Origin of the sequence: Planobispora longispora (genome assembly GCF_016863135.1) — a bacterium.
GTDB classification, from domain to species: domain Bacteria; phylum Actinomycetota; class Actinomycetes; order Streptosporangiales; family Streptosporangiaceae; genus Planobispora; species Planobispora longispora.
In genome coordinates, this window is sequence record NZ_BOOH01000017.1 from 44060 (window position 1) to 68108 (window position 24049).

The window sequence follows — 24049 nt, forward strand, 5'->3', positions numbered from 1 at the left end:
CCCCGGTTCCGATGCGCCGGGGCCCTGCCGCTCAGCGGGGAACGATCGGCAGGGTGATGTGGGAGCCGGGGAAGACGGCCTGGTGCTGGAGGACCAGCTCGTGCTCGGCGGTCTCGGCGGAGGTGCGGCCGGTGCCGGGGTTGCGGTCGAAGCGCGGGAAGTTGGAGCTGGAGACCTCCACCCGGATGCGGTGCCCGGCCTTGAAGACCTGGCTGGTGGCCACGAGGTCGATCTCGTGCACCCCGGACGGCGCCGAGGCCCGCACGATCCCGTCGATCACGCTCATGGCCCGGCCGTCGGGGTGCACGTCGACCAGCTTCGCGGTCCAGTCGGTGCCCGCCGCCGAGGTGGAGGCGTGCAGCGTCACCGACAGGGGCCCGGTCACCTCGACGTCCCCGGTGAGCACGTCGGTGGTGAAGCAGAGCACGTCCGGCCGGAGTTCGACGTCGCGCTGGTCCTGGGGGCCGACGTTGGTGGGGTCGGGCAGCAGGAGCGGGCCGCCGACCGTGGGGACCGGGTCGCGGGGGTCGTAGGTGAACGTGGCCGGCTCGGTCGCCGAGGGGGGCGCGGGCGAGAGCAGGCCGTCGGCGTGCAGGTAGTAGCGGGTCTCCACCGCGCGGGCCAGGGGCCAGGCCTCCTCGTCGCGCCAGACGTCGTCGCCCATGACGAAGATCTTCACGGCGGGACCGGTGTCCTCGCCCTTCAGGAAGGCCAGCTGGCGCTGCTCCAGCCGGATCGCCTGCGCCGAGGCGAAGAACCCGAAGTCCAGCCGCCCGGCGCCCGAGGCTCCCGGCGCCAGGTGGGTCCAGGGGCCGATGACCAGCGGGCCGCCCAGGCGGCGGTGGTTCTCCAGCGTCCCGGACAGGAACAGGTCGAACCAGCCCGCCACATGCATGACCGGCACCTCGATCCGGTCGTGCCGCAGCGTCTCGGCCAGCTCCCGCCAGTACGCGTCGCGGTCCGGGTGGGAGATCCAGTCATTCCACCAGGGGATGCCCGGGATGTCGCTCAGCGGCAGGGTGCGCGCGGCGGCGGCCTGGTCGCCCAGGACGGGCAGGATCGCGCCGAACCCGGCGCCGACGTCCTCACCCGCCTCCATGCCGTGCAGCAGCCCGAGCATCGTCTGCATCGCCCCCCAGTTCAGGGCCGAGCCCAGCGCGAACGCCCCGCCGTGGTACTTCAGCCCGTCGTGGAAGTCGTGCGGCGTCATCGAGGCGACCACCGCCTTCAGGCCCGGCGGGCGCGTGGCCGCGGCCTGGAGGGCGCACCCGGCCAGGTAGGACATGCCGCTCATGACGACCTCGCCGTTCGACCACGGCTGCGCGGTGATCCAGGCGATCGTGTCGTGGCCGTCGGCGCCCTCGTCCAGCCACGGCCGGAACTCCCCGTCGCTGCCGCCGCGCCCCCGGCAGTGCTGGAGCACCACCGCGAACCCGGCCTCCAGCGCGGGGACGACCGGGATCGAACGGAAGGTGTTCTCGCCGTACGGCGTGCGCACCAGCAGGGTGGGGAACGGCCCGCCCTCGGCCGGGCGGTGCACGTCGCCCCGCAGGATCGTGTCGTCGCGCATCGGCACGGGGGCGTCGTGCTCGACGCTCAGCGGGAGCGGGGGGCGGTTCAGCTTCGGCATCGCGGGTTCCTCAAGGGGGGCGTCGGGGCGGGATGACGGCTGGTCAGGTGAGGGCGTAGGCGTCGTAGCGGACGGCGTCGGCGGTGCGGGCCCCGGAGGCCACGGCGAGGGTCCGGTTGAGCCACAGGTAGCGGTCGTCACCGGTCTCGAAACGGCAGAACAGCCGGAAGTAGTACTCGGCCGGGTTCACGGCCTCCCCCCGGGCCAGGCGGTCGAGGACCTCGCGGGGGCCGTGCCGTACGCCGGAGGTGGAGATGTAGAGGTGGGCGCCGTCGTGGGTGCGCAGCGTGTAGCGGGTGTCGATGCTGGCCATGCCGTCGGGGTGCACGACCTGCCAGTCGGCCCCGCCGGGCAGGATGTCACCGGACAGCCTGGGGCCCTCGAACGATCCGCCCACGATGTTGATCACTCGTCGGCGGCCCCACTGCGAGTCGCCCAGATCGAGGATCGGGTCGAGTTCCACGTGAAACGTGGCGAGCGGTTCGAGATCCACGGGCGCGGCGCTCCGGCGCGGCCCGGGGGAGGGCTCACGGCGCGGTCCGGAGGGCGGCTCGGCGGACGGTCCGGAGGGTGGTTCGGTGCTCATCGCGTCACGCTCCACGAGGGACGCCCGCTGAGGGAGGCCGGGTCGAACCCGGCCGTGCGCTTGTAGGAGGCGGCGATCTCGGCCCGCTCCGCGTAGGGGACGACGTCCTCGATGTCGTCGAAGCCCTCCGGCGCGCGTTCGTGGGCGAGCTTCATCACGACCTCGGGTCCCATCCGCCGGTTGGACAGCTGCAGGGCGGTCGTGGCGGGACGGCGGGCCGCCTCGTAGGCCGCCAGGTCGCCGTGGGCCAGGGAGTGCGCGAGCACGCGGGCGTCGATGATCGCCTGGGACGCGCCGTTGGACCCGATCGGGTACATCGCGTGGGCGGCGTCGCCCAGCAGGGTGACGTTCCCCGAGGTCCAGTACGGCAGCGGCTCGCGGTCCACCATCGGGTACTCGTAGGCGGCCTCCGCCCCGGCGATGATCCCGGGCACGTCGAGCCAGTCGAAGCGCCAGTCCGCGAAGTGCCGCCCGATCTCGCCCAGGTCCGCCGGCCGGTTCCAGTCGCCGCGGTCGGGGGCCTCGCCCTCCAGGGGCTGCTCGGCGATCCAGTTGATCAGGGTGCGCTCGCCCGTCTCGATCGGGTAGGCGACGAACTTCCGCGTCCCGTCCCCGGCCATGATCATGGATCGCCCGGTCAGGAACGGCTTGCCGTACGTCATGCCGCGCCACAGGACCAGGCCGTTCCACGGGGGCGGGCCCTCGCCGGGGAACAGGTGCGCGCGGACCGCCGAGTGGATGCCGTCCGCGCCGATGAGCAGGTCCTCCTCGCCGGGGCCGGTGATCCTGCTCCCGGTCCGCACGGCCCGCGGCCCGAGCCGCTCGATCACGGCCTCCAGCAGCAGCATCTGCAGCCGCCCCCGGTGCACGGAGTACTGCGGCCAGGCGTAGCCCGCGTCCAGGCCCCGGGGCTCGGACCAGATGGGGGCGCCGTACCGGTTGAAGTAGGCCAGCTCGGCGGTGGCCACCCCGATCCCCGCCAGCCGGTCGGCGAGGCCCAGCTCGGTCAGCTCCCGCACCGCGTGGGGGAGCAGGTTGATGCCCACGCCCAGGGGCCGCAGCTCCGGGGCGGCCTCGTGGACGGTCAGGTCCTCGAAGCCGGCGGCGTGCAGGCTGAGGGCGGCGGTCAGGCCGCCGATCCCGCCACCGGCGATGACGATGCGCACGAGGACCTCCCGAATATTGTTACAGCCATAACAATATCCACGCCGGGGGAGGGTCTACGCAAGACTTGCCCGGTGGGAACGGTGAGCGGAGACCCCGGACCGGGGACCGGAGGAGTGGCGGGCGTGACGCGTACGGGGGACCCGCGGGCCGGCGGAGCGGCGGGTGCGGAGAGCCCGCGGGCCGGAAGGGCGGCGAGCCCGACGGGTACGGAAGGCCCGCGGGCCGATGGCGCGGAGGGGACGCGGGCCGGGGGGATGGCGGGTCTGGCGGGCGCCGGGGAGCCGGGGGCCAAGGCGGACCTGCTGTACGCCGCCTACGCCAGGCAGCGCCTGGCCGCCATGCCGCCCCCGGCCGACGCCGAGGCGTTCGAGCTGGCCTACAGCCTGCTCCAGCTGGCCTACCTGCTCGTGACGGACCTGGAGACGCGCATCCACCGCCCGCGCGGCTGGACGCTCCCCGGGTTCCGCCTGATGTTCAAGCTCTGGCTGCTGGGCCCGACCCAGCCCGCCCGGCTCGCCGAGATCTCCGTGATGTCGCGTTCGGCGGTGACCAACGTGGTCAACACGCTGGAACGGGACGGCCTGGTCGAGCGGCGCCCCGTGCCCGAGGACCGGCGCGCCGTGACGGTCGCGCTGACCGCCGGGGGCGAGGCCGCCGTCCGCGAGGCCTTCGCCGAGCAGACCCGCCGGGAGCAGGAGTGGTTCTCGTCGCTGGACGCCGGTGAGCGGGCCGGCCTCACCGCCCTGCTCACCCGTGTCCTCGCCGCCCGCCCGCACGACGCCCCCTGAAGGGCCCCCCGGCGGGCCGCTCAGACCAGGTGGGTGTCGTGCGAGCCCACGCACCAGTCCATCGTGTCGCACGTCGGGCAGTAGTCGTTGGTGTCACAGATGATGCAGACGTCCGTCGAGTAGCACCCGAATCTCAGGTCGGGGGAGTCCTCGCAGGCACTCTCCTTGATCGCCTCCAGTTTCCGGATCAGGTTGGGCGAGAGGCCGATCCGGATCCCGTACTCGCGTTGGAGGTCCTTCAGGATCGTGTCGACGTCGGGAAGCTGGAGGTCCCTCTTGATCGCCTCATCGAAGTCCGACGACTTGAGGAGCCGCTGCTCGTTGAACGGCCTCCTGATGGTGAACTCCGCGATGTCTTCCCCGTCGTCCGGTGTGCTTCCGCTGTTCTCCGGCATGGTTCGTTCTCCCTTCACGTCCTTTACGGCTGGACCCCGCGGTCTCCGGCCACGCGGTCCCTTCCTGTGACTCACGCGCCGGGTTCCCGGGCGGTGAGATACGTGTGGACCTGGTTGAGCACGGACAGCTTGATCTGCTCGATGGCGCCCGGAACCGAGGGAGGCTGTGCCGGGTCGCCCGTCAGGTACTCGTTGACGGCCATGCAGGCCCCTCCGCAGGCTCCCTGGATCGCGCACTCCCCGCACGCCCCGCGCTCCTTCGTCGAACTGACGAAGGATCCGCACCCCTTCTTCGACGAGGCCAGGTTCGCGGCGAGGTAGCGAGATCGTTTCTCCTGGTCGATCCCCGTGAAGACGGAGCCCAGCCGTACCTGCGGTGACTTGTCGAAGTAGCCCGGATAGCGGTGACAGGGGTAGAGGTCTCCGAAGGCGTTCACGAAGACGAAGCTGGTCGCGGCGCCGCATCCGGAGTGAGAGGCCGCGGGCGCCTTGCAGATCTCCAGTGGTTCCCGGGACTCACGCGTGTCCAGACCCTTGATCGAGATCCTGTTCCCCCGGAGCCGCTCGCGGATGTACATCGCCGCGATCCGCTGCCACTGCGATGCGAACTCCAGGAGATCGTCCTCGCTCCAGGTCTCCTCCACGACCGGGCTCGTCGCGATGCCGGTGATCCCGAGCCCGATCAGCTCCTCGACGCTGTCGGCCAGATGCCGGACGGTCGGCGGCGAGATCGTCAGGCGGACCTTGAAATGCGGCGCCGCCTTCAGCCACTCCAGATTGTCCATGATCGTGTCGTACGACCCGCGCCCGTCGAGATACTTCCTGAACCGGTCGTGGGCCGCCCGGTTGCCGTCGAGGCTGAGCATGGTGGCTATTCCGAACTCGGTGGTGAGCTCCAGGAAGCGCCGGTCGAACCGGGTGCCGTTCGTCGTCAGCGAGAAGCTCGCCTTCTTGCCGGCGGAGGCGGCACGCTCCGAGGCCCGCGCGCAGATGTAGCGGATCAGCTCGGGCTGGAGCGTCGGCTCGCCGCCGAACAGGTTGATGTGCCATTCCGGGACCGACGCGTCGTGCTCGCGATCCAGGAGGTCGAGCGACCGGTCGACGATCTCCCGGGTGAGGGTGACGGGGGCCTTGTCGTAGAAGTAACAGTACGAGCAGGCGAGATTGCACGCGTCGGTCACCTGGAGGGACAGGCCGGAGAGGCCGGGCCGGCGGGGACCGGAGGACCGGTGCCGCTGGTCGATGTCCAGAAAGACACGGTTGATCACGGGCCTCGGCTCCCTCGTCCGGGGATCGGCTGTCCTCGCCGACCTGTGGAAACGTGGGGGTGATGCCCCTGTCCGGAAGCGCCGATAGGTTACCCACCGGCATCTTGGTAAGAATTGACGCTCCGCCTACCCCGGAGGTGGATCAGGCCTCCGGGATGTCGATCTTGGCGACGAGCTTCTTGGGGGCCACGGCCCGGTAGCTCTCCTCGACCCAGTCGAGCAGCACCTCGGTCTCGGGCAGCGCGCCCGTCAGCGGGATCGTCACCCACCCGGCCTTGCCGAGGCCGTATCCCGAGGGCTCGACTCCGTCGAGGGCGAGCGCGTGGCCGTGCGACTCCGGGAGCTTCACCCCCAGGGTGGGGTTCCACTTCTCGGTCGGCTCCTCGACGCCGAGGAAGACGAAGATCTTCTTGTTGACCTTGACGACCGTCTCACCCCAGGGGTGGTCCTCGTAGGACTCCGGGAACCGCAGGGCGAACTCGCGCACCGTCTCGCGGACCTCACGCCACTTCTCCATCCGGCCATTGTGAGCCCGGGCACCGACAGTTTCACGGTCCGGCGCCCGCGGCCGGGCGGCCGGGCGGGCCGCGGGACGGTCCGGCGCCCGCGGCCGGACGGGTCAGCCGGACGCCCGCCAGGCGCCGAGCACCCGGTCGATGTCCGCCCGGATCCGGTCGCGGGCCTCGGCCCGGGGCACCCCGGACATCAGCAGCCGGTCGTAGTCGGTGTCGAGGTGCCGCACCGAGGCGATCACGGCGAGCGTGACGGCGTTCTCGTCGAGGACCCGGGCGGCGGCCGTCCTCCCCACCCGGCCGCTGCCGCGCTGCCCGGCGTGCCGGGCGATCCCCTCGGCCCGCTCCGGCGGGCAGCCCGGGAACAGCCGGACGATCTCCTCGGCCATCCCGGCCTGGAACCGCACGTCCTCGTGCGCCCGCCGATCGCGGTCGCGTTCGCGGCGGCGCAGCCGTACCTCCTCGTCGGCCAGGCACCGCTCCTCGGCCAGCGCCAGCGCGGCCTCCTCGACCAGGATGCCCAGGCGTTCGTACCGCTTGCGCCGGGAGTTGAAGCGGACCACCACCGCGGCCAGCCCGCTCTCCTTCTTCGCCCGGCGGCTGAGCGCCGCGTCGCCCGCGGGGAGGAAGACCAGGTGGTCCAGGTCCGCGCAGGTCAGGCAGTGGGGAGCGCCCTCCTCCATGATCAGGTAGGGGCCGGTGTCGCGGCAGTCCGCGCACTCCCACGCCTGCTGCGACTCGATCACCGTCAGGTCGGGCGCCTTGCTCTGCCGCTCGGCGAGCTGCCTGCGCCGGGCCTCGCTCATCTCCGGGGAGATCCAGTGGACCCGGAAGGCGGCGTCGTCCCCCTCGGTGAGGAACCGGAGCGGGCCCCGGTCGCGGGCGGCCGAGGTGTAGGAGGTCTCGCCGGGCACGAGCCCCCGTTCCTCGGCCCAGCGCCGCAGGATCGCCACCGCGTCGGCCATCTTCGCGCCGTCCACGGCCGCGAGCTGCTCCAGCGCGGCCACCCTGCCCTGCCGCCAGGTGTCGACGTGCCGGGCCTGCAGCCAGCGCACCCCGGTGAGCACGTCGATCACGGTCACGAACTTCCGCTGCGCGAGCGCGGCCTCCGCCGCCTCCGCCACCCGCCGGTCGAGCTTCGTCATCGCCCCAGCTTGCCCGAGCCGGGCGGAGGCCGCATCCGCATGGGGTACGGGCCTCCGATCCGGCCGGTTTTCCGCGGAAAGCCGGTTTCCCGGCGTGGGCCGGAAGCGCCCGCGACCTGGAAGTACCAGGCGGCAAGAAGTACCGGATGTCCAGGAGTATCAGGCGTCTAGAAGTACCAGGGGAAGGGGCTCCAGTCGGGGTCCCGCTTCTCCAGGAACGCGTCACGGCCCTCGACGGCCTCGTCGGTCATGTAGGCCAGGCGGGTGGTCTCCCCCGCGAAGAGCTGCTGGCCGACGAGCCCGTCGTCGATCAGGTTGAAGGAGTACTTCAGCATGCGCTGGGCCGTGGGGCTCTTGCCGTTGATCTTCCGGCCCCACTCCAGCGCGGTCTTCTCCAGCTCCGCGTGCGGGACCACGGCGTTGACCATGCCCATCCGGTGGGCGTCCTCGGCGGTGTAGACGTCGCCGAGGAAGAAGATCTCGCGGGCGAACTTCTGGCCCACCTGGCGGGCCAGGTAGGCCGAGCCGTATCCGCCGTCGAAGCTGCCCACGTCGGCGTCGGTCTGCTTGAAGCGGGCATGCTCGCGGCTGGCGAGCGTCAGGTCGGCCACCACGTGCAGGCTGTGCCCGCCCCCCGCCGCCCAGCCCGGCACCACGCAGATCACGACCTTCGGCATGAAACGGATCAGCCGCTGGACTTCCAGGATGTGCAGGCGGCCCGCCCGTGCCGGGTCGACGGTCTCCGCGGTCTCCCCGGCGGCGTACCTGTAGCCGTCGCGTCCCCGGATGCGCTGGTCGCCGCCGGAGCAGAAGGCCCATCCGCCGTCTTTGGGCGAGGGCCCGTTCCCGGTGAGCAGCACGCAGCCCACGTCGCTGCTCATCCGGGCGTGGTCGAGCGCGCGGTAGAGCTCGTCCACGGTGGAGGGCCGGAACGCGTTGCGGACCTCGGGCCGGTTGAAGGCGATCCGCACCGTCCCCTGGTCCACGGCGCGGTGGTAGGTGATGTCGGTGAAGTCGAAGCCCTCCACCTCACGCCATGCCGCCGGATCGAACAGCTCCGAGATCATCTCTGTCATCCGGGAAAGGTTAGTAGGCCACGGCGCGGTCGGTGAAACGCTTGACCATGAAGGGCGCCTTGAACTTCGGGTAGGCGACCGTCTTGGCGTCGCCGTCGGAGGTGAAGCGCTCGCCGGGGTTCTGCTTCAGCCAGTCGAGCCAGGCGGTGGAGCAGAACTTGGCGCAGTCGCCCTTCTTGTCCATCGCCCGGATCCGGGGGATGCCGACCGCGTCGAAGTCCTTGACGAACGGCGAGGGCGCGGGGGTGTATCCGGCGAGGAAGACTCCCCCGTAGTTGTAGGAGACGTCCCCGGAGCGCCCCTTGAGGCCCCACGTCTTCGTGCTCGGCTGGTTGCCGTACGGCAGCGCCAGCGTCACCGGCGCGGAGCTGATCAGCTTGGTGATGAGCCGGTGGCCCCGGACGATCTCCGCGTTGACCTCCTTCTTGGACCTGCCGAGGAGGTTGACGTGGGCGTAGGTGTGGTTGCCGATGTCGAACCCGTTGTCGTGCAGCCACGTGAGCATCTGCGTCTGCTCCTCGGGCGTGCTCTTGCCGAACATGTCGCGGGTGACGAAGAACGTCGCCACCGGCCGGAAACCCGGGTGCCGCTTGGCGACTTCCTGCAGGATGGCGACGGCGGTGTCCGGCGCCGGCGCGCCCGTCCCGTCCAGGGTCAGCTGCGACGGCGACGCGTCGTCGAAGGTGATGACGACCGGGTGCCGTCCCTCGGGGATGCCGATGTTGCCGGTGACGTACTCGGCGGCGGTGATCGGGACGTAGCCCTCCTTCGCCAGCCGCTCCAGCTCCGTGCGGAACTGCTTGGGTGTGCGGTCGTCGGTGTTCGACGGTTTCTCGATCACCCGGTGGTACATCAGAACGGGGATCTGCCCCAGCTCGTTGGCCTTGGCCTTCGCGGCCCTATCCCTTTTCGCCTTGAGCGCGGCGGCTTTCTGCGCCGCCGCGGCCTTGGCCTTGGCGGCGGCCGAGACCACCTTGTCCTCATCGTCGCTGTCCCACGGCATGCACCCGGTCAGCGCGGCGCTCGTCACCAAAGCCGCTGCCGCGGCCCTGCCTATCTTCGGACGGCTCATCGCGTCTCCCCAACTCACTGACGATACGCACCTTCTCCCCGTCCGCTTCGTGGGGTCATCTCCGTGTCCGGCAAAGAGTTCGTAGGCGGAGGGTGCGGAATGCGAGTGAGCCGGTGGGGGGATCGGGGGTGTTACGGCGTTCTCTCCGGACTGCGGCGTGCCCTCCGGGTTACGACGTGGTGAGCACGGGCGCCGCGGCGGAAATGGGCGTGACCAGGGACTTCTTCGCCGCGACCCGGCCGGTGGGCATCTTGGCGGTCTTCGGGCGGTGCGCTCGCCCGGAGGGGGCGCCGGTGGTCTCCGCCGGGGCCGCGGGCGTCGTGGCCGCGTTCAGGTGGCCGCCGTGGTGGTCGTGGCGGTCGGCGTCCTCGTCGTCGAACCACACGCCGCCGTGGGCGAGGTAGCGGAAGCAGACGTCCCGGTCGGCGGGGACGGTGACGGTCACCTGGTAGGAGTCGTTCTTCTGCTGCATCGGGTGGGCGTACGGGTCCCAGTCGTTGAAGTCGCCGACAAGGGAGATCCCACCCGGCGCCCGCTCGGTCGGCACGGTGAAGGTGAGCTTGACCTGTCCGTTCTTGGTCGGCTTGCCGCGCTTGATCACTGAAGTCCTCCTGAACTCGCTGCCTGATCGCCTCATGGCCGCTGCCCGGGAATCGGAGGACAGGCGGGGGGCACCTCGACCTGGACGGACGGCCCTCCCCGCGGGTTGCGGGGAGGGCCGTCCGTGCCGGTCGTGAAGGGCATCACCAAGGGCCGGGATCCGCGATGTCCGATCCGGGCGGACCATGAGAATCTTCGTTTCTGATCCCCTGGGGACGGCGGGAACACACTGGTCCTTGGACAGGATTTACGTCAGCGTGCCGCTATCCGGACATGAATGGACCAGGTGGGCACGGTATCCCGGTATCCCGACATCTCGGTTCTGGGTGCAGGGCCGGGTCAGTAGGCGGAGGCGTTCTCGAAGTAGCGGCGGGGGACGTCGACCAGCATCGTGGTGATCTGCTCCTCGGTGACGCCGTGCTTGCGCAGGTAGGGCAGCACCTCCTGCTCGATGTGGAGGTAGTGCCACTGCGGCAGGAAGGGCAGGACGTTCGGGTCGATCCAGTCGATGTAGCAGGCGGCGTCCTGGGAGAGCACCATCTGCCCGGCGAAGCCGCGCCGGCACAGCTCGACGACGATGTCGGCGCGCGCCTCGAAGGTGGTGTCGAGGTTGACGCCGAAGCGGTCCATGCCGAGGATGAAACCGGCCTCCGCCAGCTCGGTGAGGTGGTCGGCGTCGGTGCTGTCGCCGCTGTGCCCGAGCACGACGCGGCGCGGGTCGACGCCCTCCTCGTCGCAGAGCACCCGCTTGACCTCCAGCCCCGTGCGGCTGGCCGGGTGCGTGTGCACGGTGACGGGGGCGCCGGTCTGACGGTGGGCCTTGGCCACGGCCCGCATCACCCGCTCCACGCCGCCGGTCATCCCGGCGTGGTCGATGGCGCACTTGAGCAGGCTCGCCCGCACCCCCGTGCCGGCGATGCCGTCCACGATGTCCCCGACGAACATGTCGACCATGGGGTCGGGGAGTTCCGTGCCGAGCGCCGCGCTGAGTCCCGGGCCCCGGTAGTGGAAGAAGAACGGGACGTCGCCGTAGGTGTAGCAGCCGGTCGCCACGACGATGTTGAGCTCGGGCACCTGGTCGGCGATGCGCTGGATGCGCGGGATGTACCTGCCGAGGCCGATGACCGTCGGATCGACGATCGTGCGGACTCCCTGCGCCGCCAGCGCGCGGAGCTTCTCGACCGCGTCGGCGACCCGCTGCTCCTCGTCGCCCCACTCACCGGGGTGGTTCTGCTGGACGTCGGCGGTGAGGACGAACACGTGCTCGTGCATGTAGGTGCGGCCGAGCTCGGCGGTGTCGATCGGGCCGCGGACGGTGTGGACCTGTGGCATGGGGAGCCCCTTCCGTCGGACCGGGGCGACCTCTCCCGGCGGAGCGACCCCTCCCGGTGGAACAGCGGTCCCGTGAGCGTACCGACCGTTTGGTATGTTGTCATCGCCCCAGACGAAGGAGTTTCCCGTGCCTATCGCAACCGTCGCCCCCCAGGACGTCACATGACCGGCTCCGCGAGCTCCGCGAGCTCCGCGAGCTCCGCGAGCTCCGCGGGTCGTGAGGAGGCCGGAGAGGTCCGGCAGGAGGACGCCTTCGACGTCGCCGCGCTGCACGCCTGGCTGTCGTCCCGGCTGCCGGGCCTGACCGGGCTCCCGGAGGTCCGCCAGTTCGGCGGGGGCGTGTCGAACCTGACCTACCTGCTCCGGTACGACGGGCAGGACCTGATCATGCGCAGGCCGCCGCGCGGCCACAAGGCCGCCTCCGCCCACGACATGCGGCGCGAGTTCACGGTGCAGCGGCAGCTCAAGCCGCACTTCGGGGCCGTCCCGGAGATGCTGGCCTTCTGCGACGACCCCGCGGTGCTGGGCGGCGAGTTCTACGTGATGGAGCGGGTCGAGGGCACGATCCTGCGCCGCGAGCTCCCGCGCGGGATCGAGCTGGACGAGGCCGGGGCCAGGGCCCTGGGGCACACCGTCGTCGACACCCTGGCCGGCCTGCACGCCGTGGACCCGGAGGCCGCCGGCCTGGGAGGCCTCGGCAAGGGGCCGGGATACGTGCGGCGGCAGGTCGAGGGCTGGTCGCGCCGCTACCGGGGCGCGCTGACCGACGACGTCCCGGACGGCGAGGCTGTGATGGCGTGGCTGGCCGAGCATCAGCCGGACGACGTCGCCACCCGGCTGATCCACAACGACTGGAAGCTCGACAACCTGGTCCTGGACATGAGCGGCCCGCCGCGGGTCGTGGGGGTCCTGGACTGGGAGATGGCCACCGTCGGGGACCCGCTGATGGAGCTGGGCTCGGCGATGGCCTACTGGATCACGGCGGACGACGACGAGCTGTACGGCCTGCTGCGCCGCCAGCCCACGCACCTGCCGGGGATGCCCACGCGCGAGGAGTTCGTGGCGCGCTACCTGTCGCGGACCGGCCTGCCGATGGGGCGGTGGGAGTTCTACGAGGTGTTCGGCCTGTTCCGGCTGGCGGTGATCGCCCAGCAGATCTGGTTCCGCTACCGGGCCGGTCAGACCACCAACCCGGCCTTCGCGGGGTTCGGTGACGCGGTGCGGATCCTGATCGCCCGCGCCTCGGCGCTCGCCGGGGCGCCGGGCCGTACCGGCTGAACGGGGCCCGGCCGGTCGTGCGACCGGCCGGCTATCGACACGCGGGATGACCAGCTTGTCGGCTTTGATCGCTTTGGCGCTGGATCCGGCTGACTACCCTCGTGCGCATGACGGTGACAGTGCTGACGGGGGCGGGAATCTCGACGGAGTCGGGGATACCGGACTATCGCGGTCCGAACGGGCTGTGGCGCACGGATCCTGACTACGAGAAGCTCGTCACCTACGACTACTACATGGCCGACCCGGAGATCCGGCGCCGCTCGTGGCTGTTCCGCCGCGACAGCCCTGCCTGGCAGGCCGAGCCGAACGCCGCGCACCGCGCGCTGGCCGCCCTGCCCGGCGCCTGGATCGTCACCCAGAACGTCGACGGCCTGCACCAGCGCGCCGGATCGCCGCCGGAGCGGGTGCTGGAGCTGCACGGCAACATGTTCGGCGCGATGTGCACGGCGTGCGGCGCCCGCTCGACGACCCGGGAGGCGATCGACCGGGTCCTCGCGGGGGAGGGCGACCCCGCCTGCCACGAGTGCGGCGGCGTCCTGAAGACGACCACGGTCATGTTCGGCCAGGCCCTCGAACCGGCCGTTCTCATGCGGGCGATCAAGGCGGCCGAGGAGTGCGAGCTGTTCCTCGCGATCGGCACCTCGCTGCAGGTGCAGCCCGCCGCCTCCCTGGCCCGGGTGGCGGTCGAGACGGGCGCCCGGCTGATCGTCGTCAACGGCGAGCCGACGCCGTACGACCACCTGGCCGACGAAGTGATCGACGAGCCGATCGGCGTCGCCGTGCCCCGCCTCTGCGCCTCCCTCGCCTGACGTCCGGGGGCGGGGCGGTCCCGGTGGGCCGCTCCGCCTTCGGGAACGGGGCTCCCTGGCGGACCGACCGGTCGGTACGGTAGGAATGCAGGTGACCGTTCGCCTGCGGGCCGTTCTGAAGGGGTTCCCATGGCCATCGACTTCACCCTCGCCCCCGAGCACGAAGAGATCCGCCGGCGGGTGCGGACCTTCATCCAGGAGACCGTCATCCCGGCCGTCAAGGGCTTCGACGACGAAGGGAAGGTCACCAGTCGGGAGGAGTACATCCGCGTCATCCTGGAACTGCGCGGCAAGGCGCAGGCCGAGGGGCTCTGGCTGCCGCACATGCCCAAGGAGTGGGGCGGCATGGGCCTGGGCCACGTCGAGCTGGCCATGGTGCAGTCCGAGGCGGCCAAGACCCGGCTGGGACCGTGGATCCTCAACTGCGCGGCCCCCGACGAGGGCAACATGCACACGCTGCTGCATTGGGGGACCGACGAGCAGAAGGAGAAGTACCTCAAGCCGCTGCTCCAGGGCGTGAAGATGTCGTGCTTCGCCATGACCGAGCCCGAGGTCGCCGGCTCCGACCCCACGCTCATCCGCACCCACGCCGTCAAGGACGGCGACGAGTGGGTCATCAACGGCCACAAGTGGTTCATCTCCAACGCCCGCCGCGCGAGCTTCGCCATCCTCATCGCCAAGACCGAGCTGGACGCGCCCGAGGGGACCCGCGGCGCCAACACCGCCTTCCTCGTCGACCTGCCGCAGGAGGGCTGGAACGACGTCCGCGAGGTCGAGACGATGCACGGCTCGACCGGGCACAGCGAGATCGTCATCACCGACCTGCGGATGGCGGACAGCCAGATCCTCGGCGGCCGGGGCAACGGCCACCGCCTGGGCCAGTACCGCCTCGGCCCGGCCCGCCTGGCCCACTGCATGCGCTGGATCTCGCAGGCCGAGACGGCGCTCGACATGATGGTCGAGCGGGCGCTCAACCGCTACAGCCACGGCTCGCTGCTGGCCGAGAAGCAGGGAGTCCAGTGGCTGATCGCCGACTCGGCCATGGAGCTCTACCAGTGCAAGCTCATGGTCCTGCACGCCGCCTCGAAGATCGACAAGGGTGAGGACTTCCGCACCGAGGTCTCGATGGCCAAGCACTTCGTGGCCAACAGCCTCAACCGGATCGTGGACCGGGCGATCCAGGTGCACGGCGCGCTCGGCTACTCCACCGACACGCCGCTGGCCCACATGTTCCAGCACGCCCGCTGGGCCCGCTTCGCGGACGGGGCCGACGAGATCCACCAGATGCGCATCGCCGAACGCACGATCGCGGCCTACCGGGCCACCGGATCGACCAACGCCGCCACAGGAGGGCTGCCGCTTTGAGCCAGACGGACAACCAGTTCGCCGGGGACGGCGCGGGGATGCTCAGCGGGGTCGGCGGGAGCCGGCCCGCCGAGGCGGCCGGCGCCGTCCGGAGCGACCGGCTGGAGGGCAAGGTCGCCCTCGTCACCGGCGGCGGCAACGGCATCGGCGCCGGGGTGGCCCGCCGCCTGGCCGCGGGCGGGGCGAAGGTCGTCGTGGCCGACGTCGACGACGCCGCGGGCAAAGGCGTCGCCGAGGAGATCGGCGGGATCTTCGTGCGCTGCGACGTGACGCGGCTGGAGGAGAACGAGGCCGCCGTCGCCGCCGCCGTCGACCGGTACGGCCGGCTCGACCTGGCCTTCCTCAACGCCGGCATCTCCTCGGGCTGCGGGCTGGGCGAGGACTTCGACATCCGGCGCTACCGCCTGGCGATGGGCGTCAACCTCGACGGCGTGGTGTTCGGCGCGCACGCCGCGATGCCGGCGCTGCTGGCCGCCGGCGGCGGCACGATCGTGGCGACCGCCAGCATGGCGGGCATCGTCGGCATCCCCTCCGACCCCATCTACGCCGCCAACAAGCACGCCGTCGTCGGGCTCGTCCGCTCCCTCGCCCAGGACCTGGCCCCGCGCGGCATCAAGGTGCAGGCCCTGTGCCCGTCGTTCGCCGACACGGCGATCCTGGGCGAGGGCAAGGCGCTGCTGGAGCAGATCGGATTCCCGATCCTGGAGGTCTCGGCCGTCGTCGAGACGTTCTTCCAGCTCCTCGACAGCGACGGGACGGGCGAGTGCTGGTTCGTGATCCCGGGCCGGGAGAGCCAGCCGTTCGCCTTCCGTCGCGCTCCCGGCCCGCGCGCCTGATCGGGGTACCCGACCGGACGCCTGTCCCGTGCGCCCGGTCGGGGGGAGCGAGCTCTCGCGATTACTTTACGTAATCGATATGTAGCTCTCAGTTTCTCTTGGGTGGTCGAGGTGCGTAGGATCGGCTCCGTTCCGAGGCTGTACGCCGGAGAGGAGCCGCAAATGCGTGGACGGCCCGAGGCTGAACGTCATCATCTGTCCTGCCCGGTGTGCGGGGCGCTGCCGGGCACGAGCTGCCTGCAGGACAGCGTGGAGCTGGAGAAGGTCCACCCCTCCCGGCGAATGCCGATCGCCGAGCGCAACTGGCGCTCGGCGGCGGGGTGGATCCCCCCGGAGTTGCAGAGCGCACCTTGAGAAGACCGCCGCGGGCCCTCCGCCGCGAGGGCCCGTGCGGCCGGGTGAGGCGGCCCGTTCACGGATGGCCGTACGGTCCCGGAGCGAGCGGCGGTGCGGTCATGGAGCGGGCGGCGGCACGGGCGTGGGCGGTGGAGCGGTCATGACCGGTGGCTCTTCGCCCGCTGGACGACCTCCTCGGCGGTGAGCGGGTCCTTCGGGTGGTGGCTCAGGCACATGGGCGCCTGGACCTTCACGAACGGCGTCCCCTCCGTGGCCACGTAGAACTGCCCCGACCGTAGCCGGGCGACGTCGGCGACGTGGCCGCCCCTGGCCCGGGCCATCTCCTTGGCCGCCTCGATCTGGGCGAAGCTGTTCAGCAGGCCGAAGAACTGGGTGGTGGCGTTGCCCGGGATCTGGTTGTGCAACCCCTTGGGGGCCTGGGTGGCGAACACCAGGCCGAGGCCGTACTTGCGGGCCTGGGAGGCCAGGGCCAGCGTGCTGCGGGTGCAGGCGGTCAGCGCGCCGGACGGCGCGAACGTCTGCGCCTCGTCCATCACGAACAGCCCGCCCAGCGGCCGCTCTCCCGCCGGATTCCGCTTGATCCAGGCGAACAGCGCCATCTGGAGCTGGTTGACGAAGCCCTGCCGCTGCTCGTCCGAGGCCAGGCCGGCCAGGTTGATCACCGAGACGCGCGCCCGCTTCCCCGTGGGCGGGGTCAGCAGGAGACCGGGATCCACCGGCGTGCCGTCCCCGCCGAACAGCGGGTCGTTGACGACGGCCGCGGTCAGGACCTGGGCCAGGTCCGCCGCGATCCGCCGCGCGGCGGCCAGCTCGCTCACCCCGTCGGGCAGCTCCGCCAAGGTCGCGACCAGGCCCTTCAGGCTGATTCCGCCCTGCCGCCCGTAGTGCCGGAGCGTCTCCCTGAGCACCGCCTGGCCCAGCTGGGCCCGGTTCGTGTTCCCGACGAGCCGCACCCGGGGTGCGATCGCCGCGACGGCGACCTCCACCGCGGCGGCGAACTCGTCGGGATCGCCGGCGACGGCCGCGAAGTCCGGTAGGGGCCGGAAGGCGAGCGGCCGGCCTCCGTCCCGTCCCGGCGTCCAGACCACCACGTCGGTGACGGCCAGATACTCCTTCGCGCGCGCCGCGTCGCCCACGTCCCAGGACGGCGGCGCCTCCGGCCACGGGTCGCCCAGCCGGGCCAGGTCGTTGCCGGGGTCGAGCACGATGGCCGAGACCCCCTGGAGCGCGCACTCCTCGACCAGGCGGCGGATGAGCACGGTCTTCCCCGAACCCGACCCGGCGAAGATCGCGGTGTGCCTCCTCAGCGCCTCCAGCTCGACGCCCACCGGTGCGTCCCCGGCGATCGCCCTGCCGACGGCGACGGACGGCGCGCGGCCCGCCCCGGGCGGTCCGGCCGGAGCGTCCCCCCAGAGACCGGGAGACGGGACCGGGAGGGCGGGGACCGCACGGACCGCCGTGCCCACCGGGACTGCGGGACCCGGTGCGCTCGCCGGGGCCGCCAGGCTCGCCGCGATCGTGGGGACGGCCGCCTCCCTGAGGGCCGTCGTGTTCATGGGGTCTTTCGTGCTCGGAGCGAATGCCGTACCCGGAGTGAACGTGGTGCTCACGGTGACCCCCGCGCCCGCCGTTCCCGGCGTGCCGGCCGCGCCCGCAGCACCGGCCGTACCCGCGGCGGCGCCGGCTCCCGACGGCCCCGGGGGAACCGCCCACGCGTCGCCGAGAGCCTCGCCGAGCAGCTTGACGTCGTCGGCGGGCCGGCGGGTGGCGAACCAGGCCCGCAGCCCCGGGGGATTCTCGGCGATCAGGTCCTGGAGCGCGGAGAGGATCCTGAGGTCCTCGGGCCCCGTCCGCAGCACCCTGCCGCCGGCCTCCTCGAACGCGGTGATGATCTCCAGGGTCCGGGGTCCCTTCGACCAGCCGGTGTCGCGGAGCAGGAACAGCCGGCGCTTCGGGACCCGGGCGTCCAGGCCCGCGGCGACCGAGGCGTGCCGCACGCGGCTGAGCACGGCGTTGGCGTTCCCGGAGGCGATCGCCCGGAAGCACCAGTGCACCTCGTCCTCGGTCGTCACGTCGAGGCTGCGCCGCAGGCGCGCGTGGAGCGGGGGTTTCGCGCTGGGCGGCGGGTCCTGGGCGAACATGCGCCCGGCCTCGCCCAGCGCGGCGATCCAGGCGGTGAGGCCGGCCGACAGCAGCGCGGGCACGGTCGCGTCCTCGGTGGCGGGATCGAGCGCCGCCGCCACGCGCTCCGCCGTTCCCGCCGACTCCTTGAGCCGGGCGAACCGGGCGTCGAGGGCGGAGAGGTCCCGCGGAGGCGCCTCGGGGGCAGCTGGGGGAGGGCCCGCCTGCGCCGCGGCCGGGGCGCCGAGGCGGTCCAGCTCCCTGACCTCGCCGTCGTGCAGGCACGCCCGGATGTGGTCGCTGACTTCGATGAGCAGCTGCCGCGGGGTGTACTGGTGGGCCTCGCCGAAGGCGGAGGGCCGTACCGGCCAGGTCGGGTGGGGCGGCTCGAAGCCGATCCCGCCGAACTGCGCCTCGAACCGCCTGGCGATCAGAGCGCGGCCGGTCTCGGCGTCCGGGATCGTCTTGAGCTGAGCCGTCTTGCGGAACCTGTCCTGGACGGTGGCGGTCGCGATCCGCTCGATCAGCGTCCAGGTCGGCGGCAGGCAGGAGACGACCGTCAGCGTCCGGCGGGTGACCTCGCGCAGCGCCATCAGGCCGCCCGCGATCTGCTCGATCAGGACGGCGTCGTGCCGGTCCGCCGTGTCCCCGCCGGTGGAGGACGACGACTGCGCGACGAGCATGTCGATCTGGTCGACCGCGATGACGGACGGCCCGGTGAGGGCCAGCAGGCGTGACAGGTCCCTGATGATCTCCTGCTGGGACTTCTCGCTCCGCCGGATCCCCCACCGGGCACGCTCGCCCTGCTCCTCCTCGGGGGTGGAGGACAGGAAGGCGGCTCCGACGTCCTGGGCGGCCAGGTCGGCGGAGGCCAGCAGGACGAGCGCCCGTACGGTGTCCTGGCACTCCCGGCCGAGGGCCCGGTCGAAGCGGCGCAACGCCTCGACGAAGGTGTCGAGGGCCATCCGGGAGAGGGCGCTCCTGCCGGTCACCGCGCGCCGTACCATCCGGTTCACGTCCACCAGCGCGGCCAGGCGGCCCAGGAAGATCTGGAGCTGGCTGACGGCGATGCCCTCCTCGTCGTACTCCTCGCGCGCCAGGCTGTCGAGCACGGAGACCATGACGCTGGCCCAGAAACTCCTGGCGTCCAGCAGGCTCACCAGGAAGAAGTAGCCCCCCTGCCGCCGGGTCCGCTCGCGCAGCCAGCCGAGCAGGTGGGTCTTGCCGGAGCCGCGCTGGCCTTCGACGACCACGCCGATCGGGCTCGCGTCCCGGCTCGCCCCGGCCTCGGCCAGACCGTCGAGGAGGACCTGGCCGGCGCGGCGGTGCAGGCTCTCCACGTGGTACGGCGAGGGCCGCCACACGTCGTCGGGAGCCTCCGCCCAGTTGAACCTGAGGGCGGCGAGGGCCTTGCGCTCGTGCTCCGTCATCACGCTCCGATCGCGAGGAGGTGCTTGTCCTGGTCGCCGATGACCACCGCGGCGTCCCGGTCCGCCTGGGTGAGCGTCTTCTGGTTCTCCTCGGGCACGATGTGCACGTCCCGCATGCGGTTCATCCGCCTGAGCGCCTCGTCCACCTCTTCCCTGGCGGCCTCGCCCAGGAGGGGGCGGATCTTCGCCAGGCTCACCCAGGCGCCGGGCCTGGCGGCCAGCTCGGCGTAGGCGACGCGGATGCGCGTCTCGACGTCCGCGGGCATGGGCGGCGCGGAGGAGAAGGCGGGGTAGCCCTCCGGAGCAGTTCCGGGCGTCCCGGATGTGCCGGGCGTCCCGGACGTCCCGGCGGCGGGACCGGCCGGCTGGAAGACGTCGGCGAGCCGCTGGTCGGTCCGGTCCAGGAATCGCTGGACCCCGCTCATCAGGGCACGGGCGACGGCCCCGGCCGAGCCGGTGAGCGGCGGCGCCGAGCCCGTGCGCAGGTCCTCGGCGAGCCGCGCCCACCCGGCGTCGGTCAGCTCGTGGACGAAAGCACGCCCCCGCCTGCGGCTCTCGACCAGCTTCAGCTCGTTCAGGCGCGCGCGTTTCCGTCCGTCGACGGTCAGGCCGTAGCGCTCCTTGAGCTCGGGATTGGAGACCTCGCGCGCCTCGGACATCAATGCCACAAGAGCTGAGAATTCCTGGAGTGACAGTGTCCTGTCGGGCATCTTCCATCCTTTCGGCGTTCCAGGCGGCGATTCCTGATGAACCGCTCCACCTGCCGGACCACGGCTCCGGTGGCGGCATTCGCCGATACGGGCGGTGCCAGGCCGCCGCCCTACGCCGTTCCCCCCGGGTTCCGGATAAGTCGGTTTTGTCGAGGTTATCCGTACAGGGGTAAGGGATACAGGATTTTCCGGATGGGCTCCAGGAATCACCGCCGCGAGTTCATCACGTCTTCGTGAACGGGTCCGGCAGGTGAGACCGGACGACGGCGGGCGGGGGGATCCGCGGACCAGGGCCCGGCGGAGGGGTCAGCCGATGCCCAGCGCGGCCAGCAGCGCCGTCGCGGCCGCCGTGCGGGCCGCCGCCTTGCTCGGACCCGTGCCGGTCGCCGGCACCGGCCCGGTCTTCCCGGCCGGCAGGGCGGTGGCGGTGACGGTGAAGGACGGCGCGTGCGCCGGTCCGGCCACGACCGTCTCCCACGTCACCGTGCCGATCCGGCCCCTCTGCGTCTGCTCGTTCAGCACGCTCACCGGATTCCGGCCGGCCGGGACGGCGGCGTGCGCGGGGACGGAGCCCGGCTCCAGGTGGATCCCGGCCTCCTTGAGCCAGGTCTTGAGAGTGAAGGTCGGCACGTTCAGGGAGTCGGCGGCCTGGCGGACGGTCATCCCGCCGGCCAGCAGCGTCTGCGCGGTCTCCGTGACCCGGTTCCGCTCCCGCCGCACCTGCTCCTCGTCGGGCAGGCCCAGCCGGGCGGCGTGCTCCGCGGCGCCCTCCTGGAGCATCTCCCCGGCCCGCACCAGGCAGGTCACGCTGCAGTAGAGCCCGAGCCGGATGTGCCGGCTCCTGCCGCCCGGGGCGCGCTCCAGGAGATACCAGCCCGCGGGCACCCACAGGCCGTTCTCGCAACGGTGGCAGACGCGGCAGAAGAACGACCGCGGGTTGTCCTGACCGGCGCCGCGGATCGCGGCCAGTCCGCCGCGCCGCCGGGACGGCGGAACCTCGTCCGCGGGGGGCTGCCGGTCGATCCTGATCACGGCCCACCACCCTGCCAGAGAGACCGGGTCCCGTCAGGGAATCAGCCGAATGCGGTGACGGATCTATCACGCTCCGTACCGGCGGGGTGGAGGGTCCCGTGGACGGGAAATTTCTCATCCCGGCCTCCGCTCCGCCGATGGTGCTGTGAAGTACTGCGGAAACACGCGGCGGTGAAAGGAGACCGGACATGGGCGTGGAGCCATCGGCTCTGATGCCTCTCTACGCGCTCTCGACGGCCGTCGCCTCCGCGATGGGGGTCGTCGCCTGGCGCCGGCGGCATGTGGCGTCCCTGCTCGGCCCGCTGGCGGTCGTCTCGATGGCGATCGCGGTGTGGTCACTGGCCAGCGGGATCCTCACCTGGATCGACGAACCCGGCACGGCCCGCCACCTGGTGGCGACTGTCGCGTTCGTCGGCGTGTGCGTCGTTCCCGCGGGCTTCTTCTGCGTCTCCCAGGCCATGGCGGACCGCGCGTGGCGGCTGTCGCGCCGCACCCTCCTGCTCCTGGCGATCGAACCGGTGATCACCATCGTCGGGACCGCGACCAACTTCTGGCATCATCTGCTCTTCCTCCCCTACAACCCGGGGACGGGAATGTCGGAGGGCGGCCCGCTGATCTGGCTGCACCTCGTCTACACCTACGGCCTTCTCGCGGTCGTCACGATGCGCGTGTTCAGTTCCTGGCTGTGGGGACCGCGCAGCCAGCGGAGACTGTACGGCTTCACCCTCCTGGGCGCCGTCGCTCCGCTCATCGGCAACATCCTCAACGTGACCCAGGTCGTGAGAGGGGTGGACCTGGGCCCCGTCGGGTTCTGCGTCACCGTGGTGGTGATCTACTTCCTCCTGGTCCGTCTTCCCCTGTACGAGCTGGTGCCCGTGGCCCGGCAGAACGTCCTCGACATGATCGATGACATGATCGTGACGGTTGACGCGCCGGGCCGGATCCTCGACCTCAACCCGGCGGCGGACCGTCTGGTGCGGGGCCTGATGCCGGAGCTGCCCGCCCGGCTGGCCGGACTGCCGATGAACGAGGTGCTGTGCGACGTCACCCTCGGCGAGGGAACGGACATGGACCGGGTCTATCTGGACTACAAGGGCAGCGGGGTGGACCTGAACGTCCGGATCAGCTCGCTGCGCGACGACCGTGACGGTCACGTCGGCTGGGCCGTGGTCGCCCGGGACATCACCGCGCTCAACCGGCAGCGCCGCGAAGTGGAGCAGGCCAACGCCCGGCTGCACGAGCAGCGGCGGGAGCTGGAGCAGGCCAACGCCCGGCTGCACGAGCAGCTGCGCACCATCGAGCTGCTCCGGGCCGATCTGGCCGAGCAGGCGGTGCGCGATGCGCTGACCGGGCTGCACAACCGCCGCCACCTGATGGTGGAGCTGGCCCGGCTGGCGGCCGAGTGCGCCGCCCTGGGGCGGCCGCTGAGCGTGGCGCTGCTGGATGTCGACCATTTCAAGCAGGTCAACGACCGCTACGGGCACGGTGCCGGGGACGAGGTGCTGGTGGACTTCGCCCGGCGGCTGGAGGAGACGGCCCAGGCGGTGGCCGGGGCGGTGGCGGCGCGCTATGGCGGTGAGGAGTTCGTGCTGGTGCTGCCGGGGGTGGATGCGGCGGCGGCCGGGGCGCGGGTGGAGGCGTTGCGGGCGCGGGTGGCCGCCGAGCCGGTGCGGGCCGCGGGCCGGCTGGTGCCGGTGACCTTCAGCGCGGGGGTGGCGTGCCGGGTGGACGGGCAGAACCCGGAGGCCGGACAGCGCCTGGAGGAACTGCTGCACGCCGCCGACGAGGCGCTGTACGCGGCCAAGCGGACCGGCCGCAACCGGGTCGAGCTGGCCAGGGGCCTCAGCTCGCCCGGTGTCGCGGCCTGACGTCCGCTCTCGGTCCGTCCGGTCAGCTCTCGGCGGCCGTGCCCTCGGTCGTGTCCCCGTCCGCACCCGCAGCCGCGTTCAGCGGCCGGTAGGTGAGGGCGACGACGCCCGAGGCGAAGGTCGTCGTGTCGGCGAGCTCCACGGGGACGACGCTCTCCTGGCGGAACAGGGGCTGCCCCCCGCCCTTGATGACGGGGTAGATCCAGATGCGGTACTCGTCCAGCAGGCCGTGCTTGGCGAGGTCGTCGGTCAGCCGGCCGCACCCCCAGATGAGGATGTCCTTGCCGGGCTGCTGCTTGAGCCGGGTCACCTCGGCGATGAGGTCGTCGCCCGGGATGATCGACGAGTTGTTCCAGTCGGCGGGCTTGTCCAGCGTCGAGGAGACCGCGTACTTGGCGATGCTGTTGACGTGGTCGGCATAGGGGTTGCCGCCCATGTGCGGCCAGGCCTGCGCCATGCCCTCGTAGGTGACACGGCCCAGCAGCAGGGCGTCGGCGCCCAGGGCGAGGTTCAGCGCGTACGCCATGGCGTCCTCGCTGTTGTACTGCATGGACCACAGGTGGGGGTCGTCGATGAAGCCGTCGAGGGTGGCGTAGGTGGAGCAGATGATCTTCCTCATGGTTTCCTCCGCAGGGTGGATCGCGTCATTGGAAAGATCTTGCTGAGGCAAGA

General features: G+C 71.7%; 22 protein-coding genes. 7 read left to right on the forward strand and 15 right to left on the reverse strand.

Features of this window, described 5'->3' with window-relative positions; all coding sequences use genetic code 11:
- Positions 1-31: 31 nt before the first annotated feature.
- Genes Plo01_RS10205 through Plo01_RS10215 form a run of 3 tightly spaced genes read right to left on the reverse strand, consistent with a single transcriptional unit; the run spans position 32 to position 3382 of the window.
- Positions 32-1630, reverse strand: coding sequence for a CocE/NonD family hydrolase (locus tag Plo01_RS10205; RefSeq protein ID WP_203890287.1), 1599 nt, complete (start codon positions 1628-1630; stop codon positions 32-34).
- Positions 1631-1673: 43 nt separating this feature from the next.
- On the reverse strand, positions 1674-2216 hold the full coding sequence (locus tag Plo01_RS10210) for a DUF3237 domain-containing protein (RefSeq protein WP_203890288.1): 543 nt from the start codon (positions 2214-2216) through the stop codon (positions 1674-1676).
- A complete protein-coding gene (locus tag Plo01_RS10215) occupies positions 2213-3382 on the reverse strand; it encodes a flavin-dependent oxidoreductase (protein WP_203890289.1) in 1170 nt (389 codons plus the stop codon). The genes Plo01_RS10210 and Plo01_RS10215 overlap by 4 nt, the downstream gene beginning before the upstream one ends.
- 255 nt (positions 3383-3637) lie before the next feature.
- Here Plo01_RS10215 and Plo01_RS10220 point away from each other — a divergent pair, with 255 nt between their 5' ends.
- Positions 3638-4171 carry a MarR family winged helix-turn-helix transcriptional regulator gene (locus Plo01_RS10220; RefSeq protein ID WP_203890290.1) on the forward strand — a complete coding sequence of 178 codons (534 nt, stop codon included), beginning with the start codon at positions 3638-3640 and terminating at the stop codon, positions 4169-4171.
- A gap of 20 nt (positions 4172-4191) precedes the next feature.
- On the opposite strand, the gene papA is transcribed toward Plo01_RS10220, so the two are convergent.
- From papA to Plo01_RS10260, 8 genes are all read right to left on the reverse strand, one after another.
- The gene (papA, locus tag Plo01_RS10225; RefSeq protein ID WP_203890291.1) at positions 4192-4566 is read right to left on the reverse strand and encodes a freyrasin family ranthipeptide; all 375 of its coding nucleotides are present in this window, start codon (positions 4564-4566) and stop codon (positions 4192-4194) included.
- A 71-nt stretch (positions 4567-4637) separates the two neighbouring features.
- The gene (papB, locus tag Plo01_RS10230) at positions 4638-5834 is read right to left on the reverse strand and encodes a PapB family radical SAM/SPASM ranthipeptide maturase (protein ID WP_203890292.1); all 1197 of its coding nucleotides are present in this window, start codon (positions 5832-5834) and stop codon (positions 4638-4640) included.
- Positions 5835-5976: 142 nt separating this feature from the next.
- Positions 5977-6351 (reverse strand): MmcQ/YjbR family DNA-binding protein, encoded by a 375-nt coding sequence (locus Plo01_RS10235; RefSeq protein WP_203890293.1) that lies wholly within the window; start codon positions 6349-6351, stop codon positions 5977-5979.
- Positions 6352-6453: 102 nt separating this feature from the next.
- Positions 6454-7491 carry a DUF2293 domain-containing protein gene (locus tag Plo01_RS10240; protein WP_203890294.1) on the reverse strand — a complete coding sequence of 346 codons (1038 nt, stop codon included), beginning with the start codon at positions 7489-7491 and terminating at the stop codon, positions 6454-6456.
- A 167-nt stretch (positions 7492-7658) separates the two neighbouring features.
- The gene (locus tag Plo01_RS10245) at positions 7659-8558 is read right to left on the reverse strand and encodes a 1,4-dihydroxy-2-naphthoyl-CoA synthase (RefSeq protein ID WP_203890370.1); all 900 of its coding nucleotides are present in this window, start codon (positions 8556-8558) and stop codon (positions 7659-7661) included.
- 19 nt (positions 8559-8577) lie between these two features.
- Positions 8578-9639 (reverse strand): polysaccharide deacetylase family protein, encoded by a 1062-nt coding sequence (locus tag Plo01_RS10250; RefSeq protein WP_203890295.1) that lies wholly within the window; start codon positions 9637-9639, stop codon positions 8578-8580.
- Positions 9640-9808: 169 nt separating this feature from the next.
- A complete protein-coding gene (locus Plo01_RS10255) occupies positions 9809-10240 on the reverse strand; it encodes an isoamylase early set domain-containing protein (RefSeq protein WP_203890296.1) in 432 nt (143 codons plus the stop codon).
- A 338-nt stretch (positions 10241-10578) separates the two neighbouring features.
- On the reverse strand, positions 10579-11571 hold the full coding sequence (locus Plo01_RS10260) for a phosphotriesterase family protein (RefSeq protein ID WP_203890297.1): 993 nt from the start codon (positions 11569-11571) through the stop codon (positions 10579-10581).
- 162 nt (positions 11572-11733) lie between these two features.
- On the opposite strand from Plo01_RS10260, the gene Plo01_RS10265 reads away from it, so the two are divergent.
- From Plo01_RS10265 to Plo01_RS10285, 5 genes are all read left to right on the forward strand, one after another.
- Positions 11734-12849, forward strand: a complete 1116-nt coding sequence (locus tag Plo01_RS10265) for a phosphotransferase family protein (RefSeq protein WP_203890298.1) — start codon at positions 11734-11736, stop codon at positions 12847-12849.
- A gap of 107 nt (positions 12850-12956) precedes the next feature.
- On the forward strand, positions 12957-13658 hold the full coding sequence (locus Plo01_RS10270) for an SIR2 family NAD-dependent protein deacylase (protein WP_203890299.1): 702 nt from the start codon (positions 12957-12959) through the stop codon (positions 13656-13658).
- Positions 13659-13787: 129 nt separating this feature from the next.
- Positions 13788-15023: an acyl-CoA dehydrogenase family protein gene (locus Plo01_RS10275; RefSeq protein ID WP_203890300.1), complete on the forward strand. Its 1236-nt coding sequence runs from the start codon at positions 13788-13790 to the stop codon at positions 15021-15023.
- A complete protein-coding gene (locus Plo01_RS10280; RefSeq protein WP_239316114.1) occupies positions 15020-15859 on the forward strand; it encodes an SDR family oxidoreductase in 840 nt (279 codons plus the stop codon). Before Plo01_RS10275 ends, Plo01_RS10280 begins: the two co-directional genes overlap by 4 nt.
- A gap of 162 nt (positions 15860-16021) precedes the next feature.
- A complete protein-coding gene (locus tag Plo01_RS10285) occupies positions 16022-16213 on the forward strand; it encodes a zinc finger domain-containing protein (RefSeq protein WP_203890301.1) in 192 nt (63 codons plus the stop codon).
- Between the two features lie 140 nt (positions 16214-16353).
- On the opposite strand, the gene Plo01_RS10290 is transcribed toward Plo01_RS10285, so the two are convergent.
- The 3 genes from Plo01_RS10290 to Plo01_RS10300 form a co-directional block, all read right to left on the reverse strand.
- The gene (locus tag Plo01_RS10290; protein ID WP_203890302.1) at positions 16354-19767 is read right to left on the reverse strand and encodes an ATP-binding protein; all 3414 of its coding nucleotides are present in this window, start codon (positions 19765-19767) and stop codon (positions 16354-16356) included.
- On the reverse strand, positions 19767-20426 hold the full coding sequence (locus tag Plo01_RS10295; RefSeq protein WP_203890303.1) for a hypothetical protein: 660 nt from the start codon (positions 20424-20426) through the stop codon (positions 19767-19769). Before Plo01_RS10295 ends, Plo01_RS10290 begins: the two co-directional genes overlap by 1 nt.
- 357 nt (positions 20427-20783) lie before the next feature.
- Positions 20784-21509, reverse strand: a complete 726-nt coding sequence (locus Plo01_RS10300; RefSeq protein WP_203890304.1) for a putative dsRNA-binding protein — start codon at positions 21507-21509, stop codon at positions 20784-20786.
- A gap of 188 nt (positions 21510-21697) precedes the next feature.
- On the opposite strand from Plo01_RS10300, the gene Plo01_RS10305 reads away from it, so the two are divergent.
- The gene (locus tag Plo01_RS10305) at positions 21698-23377 is read left to right on the forward strand and encodes a GGDEF domain-containing protein (protein WP_203890305.1); all 1680 of its coding nucleotides are present in this window, start codon (positions 21698-21700) and stop codon (positions 23375-23377) included.
- 22 nt (positions 23378-23399) lie between these two features.
- Here Plo01_RS10305 and Plo01_RS10310 read toward each other — a convergent pair whose 3' ends face one another.
- A complete protein-coding gene (locus tag Plo01_RS10310) occupies positions 23400-23996 on the reverse strand; it encodes a dihydrofolate reductase family protein (RefSeq protein ID WP_203890306.1) in 597 nt (198 codons plus the stop codon).
- Positions 23997-24049: the final 53 nt, after the last annotated feature.

Excerpts from the sequence above, each read along its gene's own strand:
- Plo01_RS10205 (WP_203890287.1), bottom strand. The coding sequence starts at position 1,630 with ATGCCGAAGCTGAACCGCCCCCCGCTCCCGCTGAGCGTCGAGCACGAC.
- Plo01_RS10210 (WP_203890288.1), bottom strand. The coding sequence starts at position 2,216 with ATGAGCACCGAACCACCCTCCGGACCGTCCGCCGAGCCGCCCTCCGGA.
- Plo01_RS10220 (WP_203890290.1), top strand. The coding sequence starts at position 3,638 with ATGGCGGGTCTGGCGGGCGCCGGGGAGCCGGGGGCCAAGGCGGACCTG.
- papA (WP_203890291.1), bottom strand. The coding sequence starts at position 4,566 with ATGCCGGAGAACAGCGGAAGCACACCGGACGACGGGGAAGACATCGCG.
- Plo01_RS10235 (WP_203890293.1), bottom strand. The coding sequence starts at position 6,351 with ATGGAGAAGTGGCGTGAGGTCCGCGAGACGGTGCGCGAGTTCGCCCTG.
- Plo01_RS10240 (WP_203890294.1), bottom strand. The coding sequence starts at position 7,491 with ATGACGAAGCTCGACCGGCGGGTGGCGGAGGCGGCGGAGGCCGCGCTC.
- Plo01_RS10245 (WP_203890370.1), bottom strand. The coding sequence starts at position 8,558 with ATGATCTCGGAGCTGTTCGATCCGGCGGCATGGCGTGAGGTGGAGGGC.
- Plo01_RS10250 (WP_203890295.1), bottom strand. The coding sequence starts at position 9,639 with ATGAGCCGTCCGAAGATAGGCAGGGCCGCGGCAGCGGCTTTGGTGACG.
- Plo01_RS10260 (WP_203890297.1), bottom strand. The coding sequence starts at position 11,571 with ATGCCACAGGTCCACACCGTCCGCGGCCCGATCGACACCGCCGAGCTC.
- Plo01_RS10265 (WP_203890298.1), top strand. The coding sequence starts at position 11,734 with ATGACCGGCTCCGCGAGCTCCGCGAGCTCCGCGAGCTCCGCGAGCTCC.
- Plo01_RS10270 (WP_203890299.1), top strand. The coding sequence starts at position 12,957 with ATGACGGTGACAGTGCTGACGGGGGCGGGAATCTCGACGGAGTCGGGG.
- Plo01_RS10275 (WP_203890300.1), top strand. The coding sequence starts at position 13,788 with ATGGCCATCGACTTCACCCTCGCCCCCGAGCACGAAGAGATCCGCCGG.
- Plo01_RS10285 (WP_203890301.1), top strand. The coding sequence starts at position 16,022 with ATGCGTGGACGGCCCGAGGCTGAACGTCATCATCTGTCCTGCCCGGTG.
- Plo01_RS10290 (WP_203890302.1), bottom strand. The coding sequence starts at position 19,767 with ATGACGGAGCACGAGCGCAAGGCCCTCGCCGCCCTCAGGTTCAACTGG.
- Plo01_RS10295 (WP_203890303.1), bottom strand. The coding sequence starts at position 20,426 with ATGTCCGAGGCGCGCGAGGTCTCCAATCCCGAGCTCAAGGAGCGCTAC.
- Plo01_RS10305 (WP_203890305.1), top strand. The coding sequence starts at position 21,698 with ATGGGCGTGGAGCCATCGGCTCTGATGCCTCTCTACGCGCTCTCGACG.
- Plo01_RS10310 (WP_203890306.1), bottom strand. The coding sequence starts at position 23,996 with ATGAGGAAGATCATCTGCTCCACCTACGCCACCCTCGACGGCTTCATC.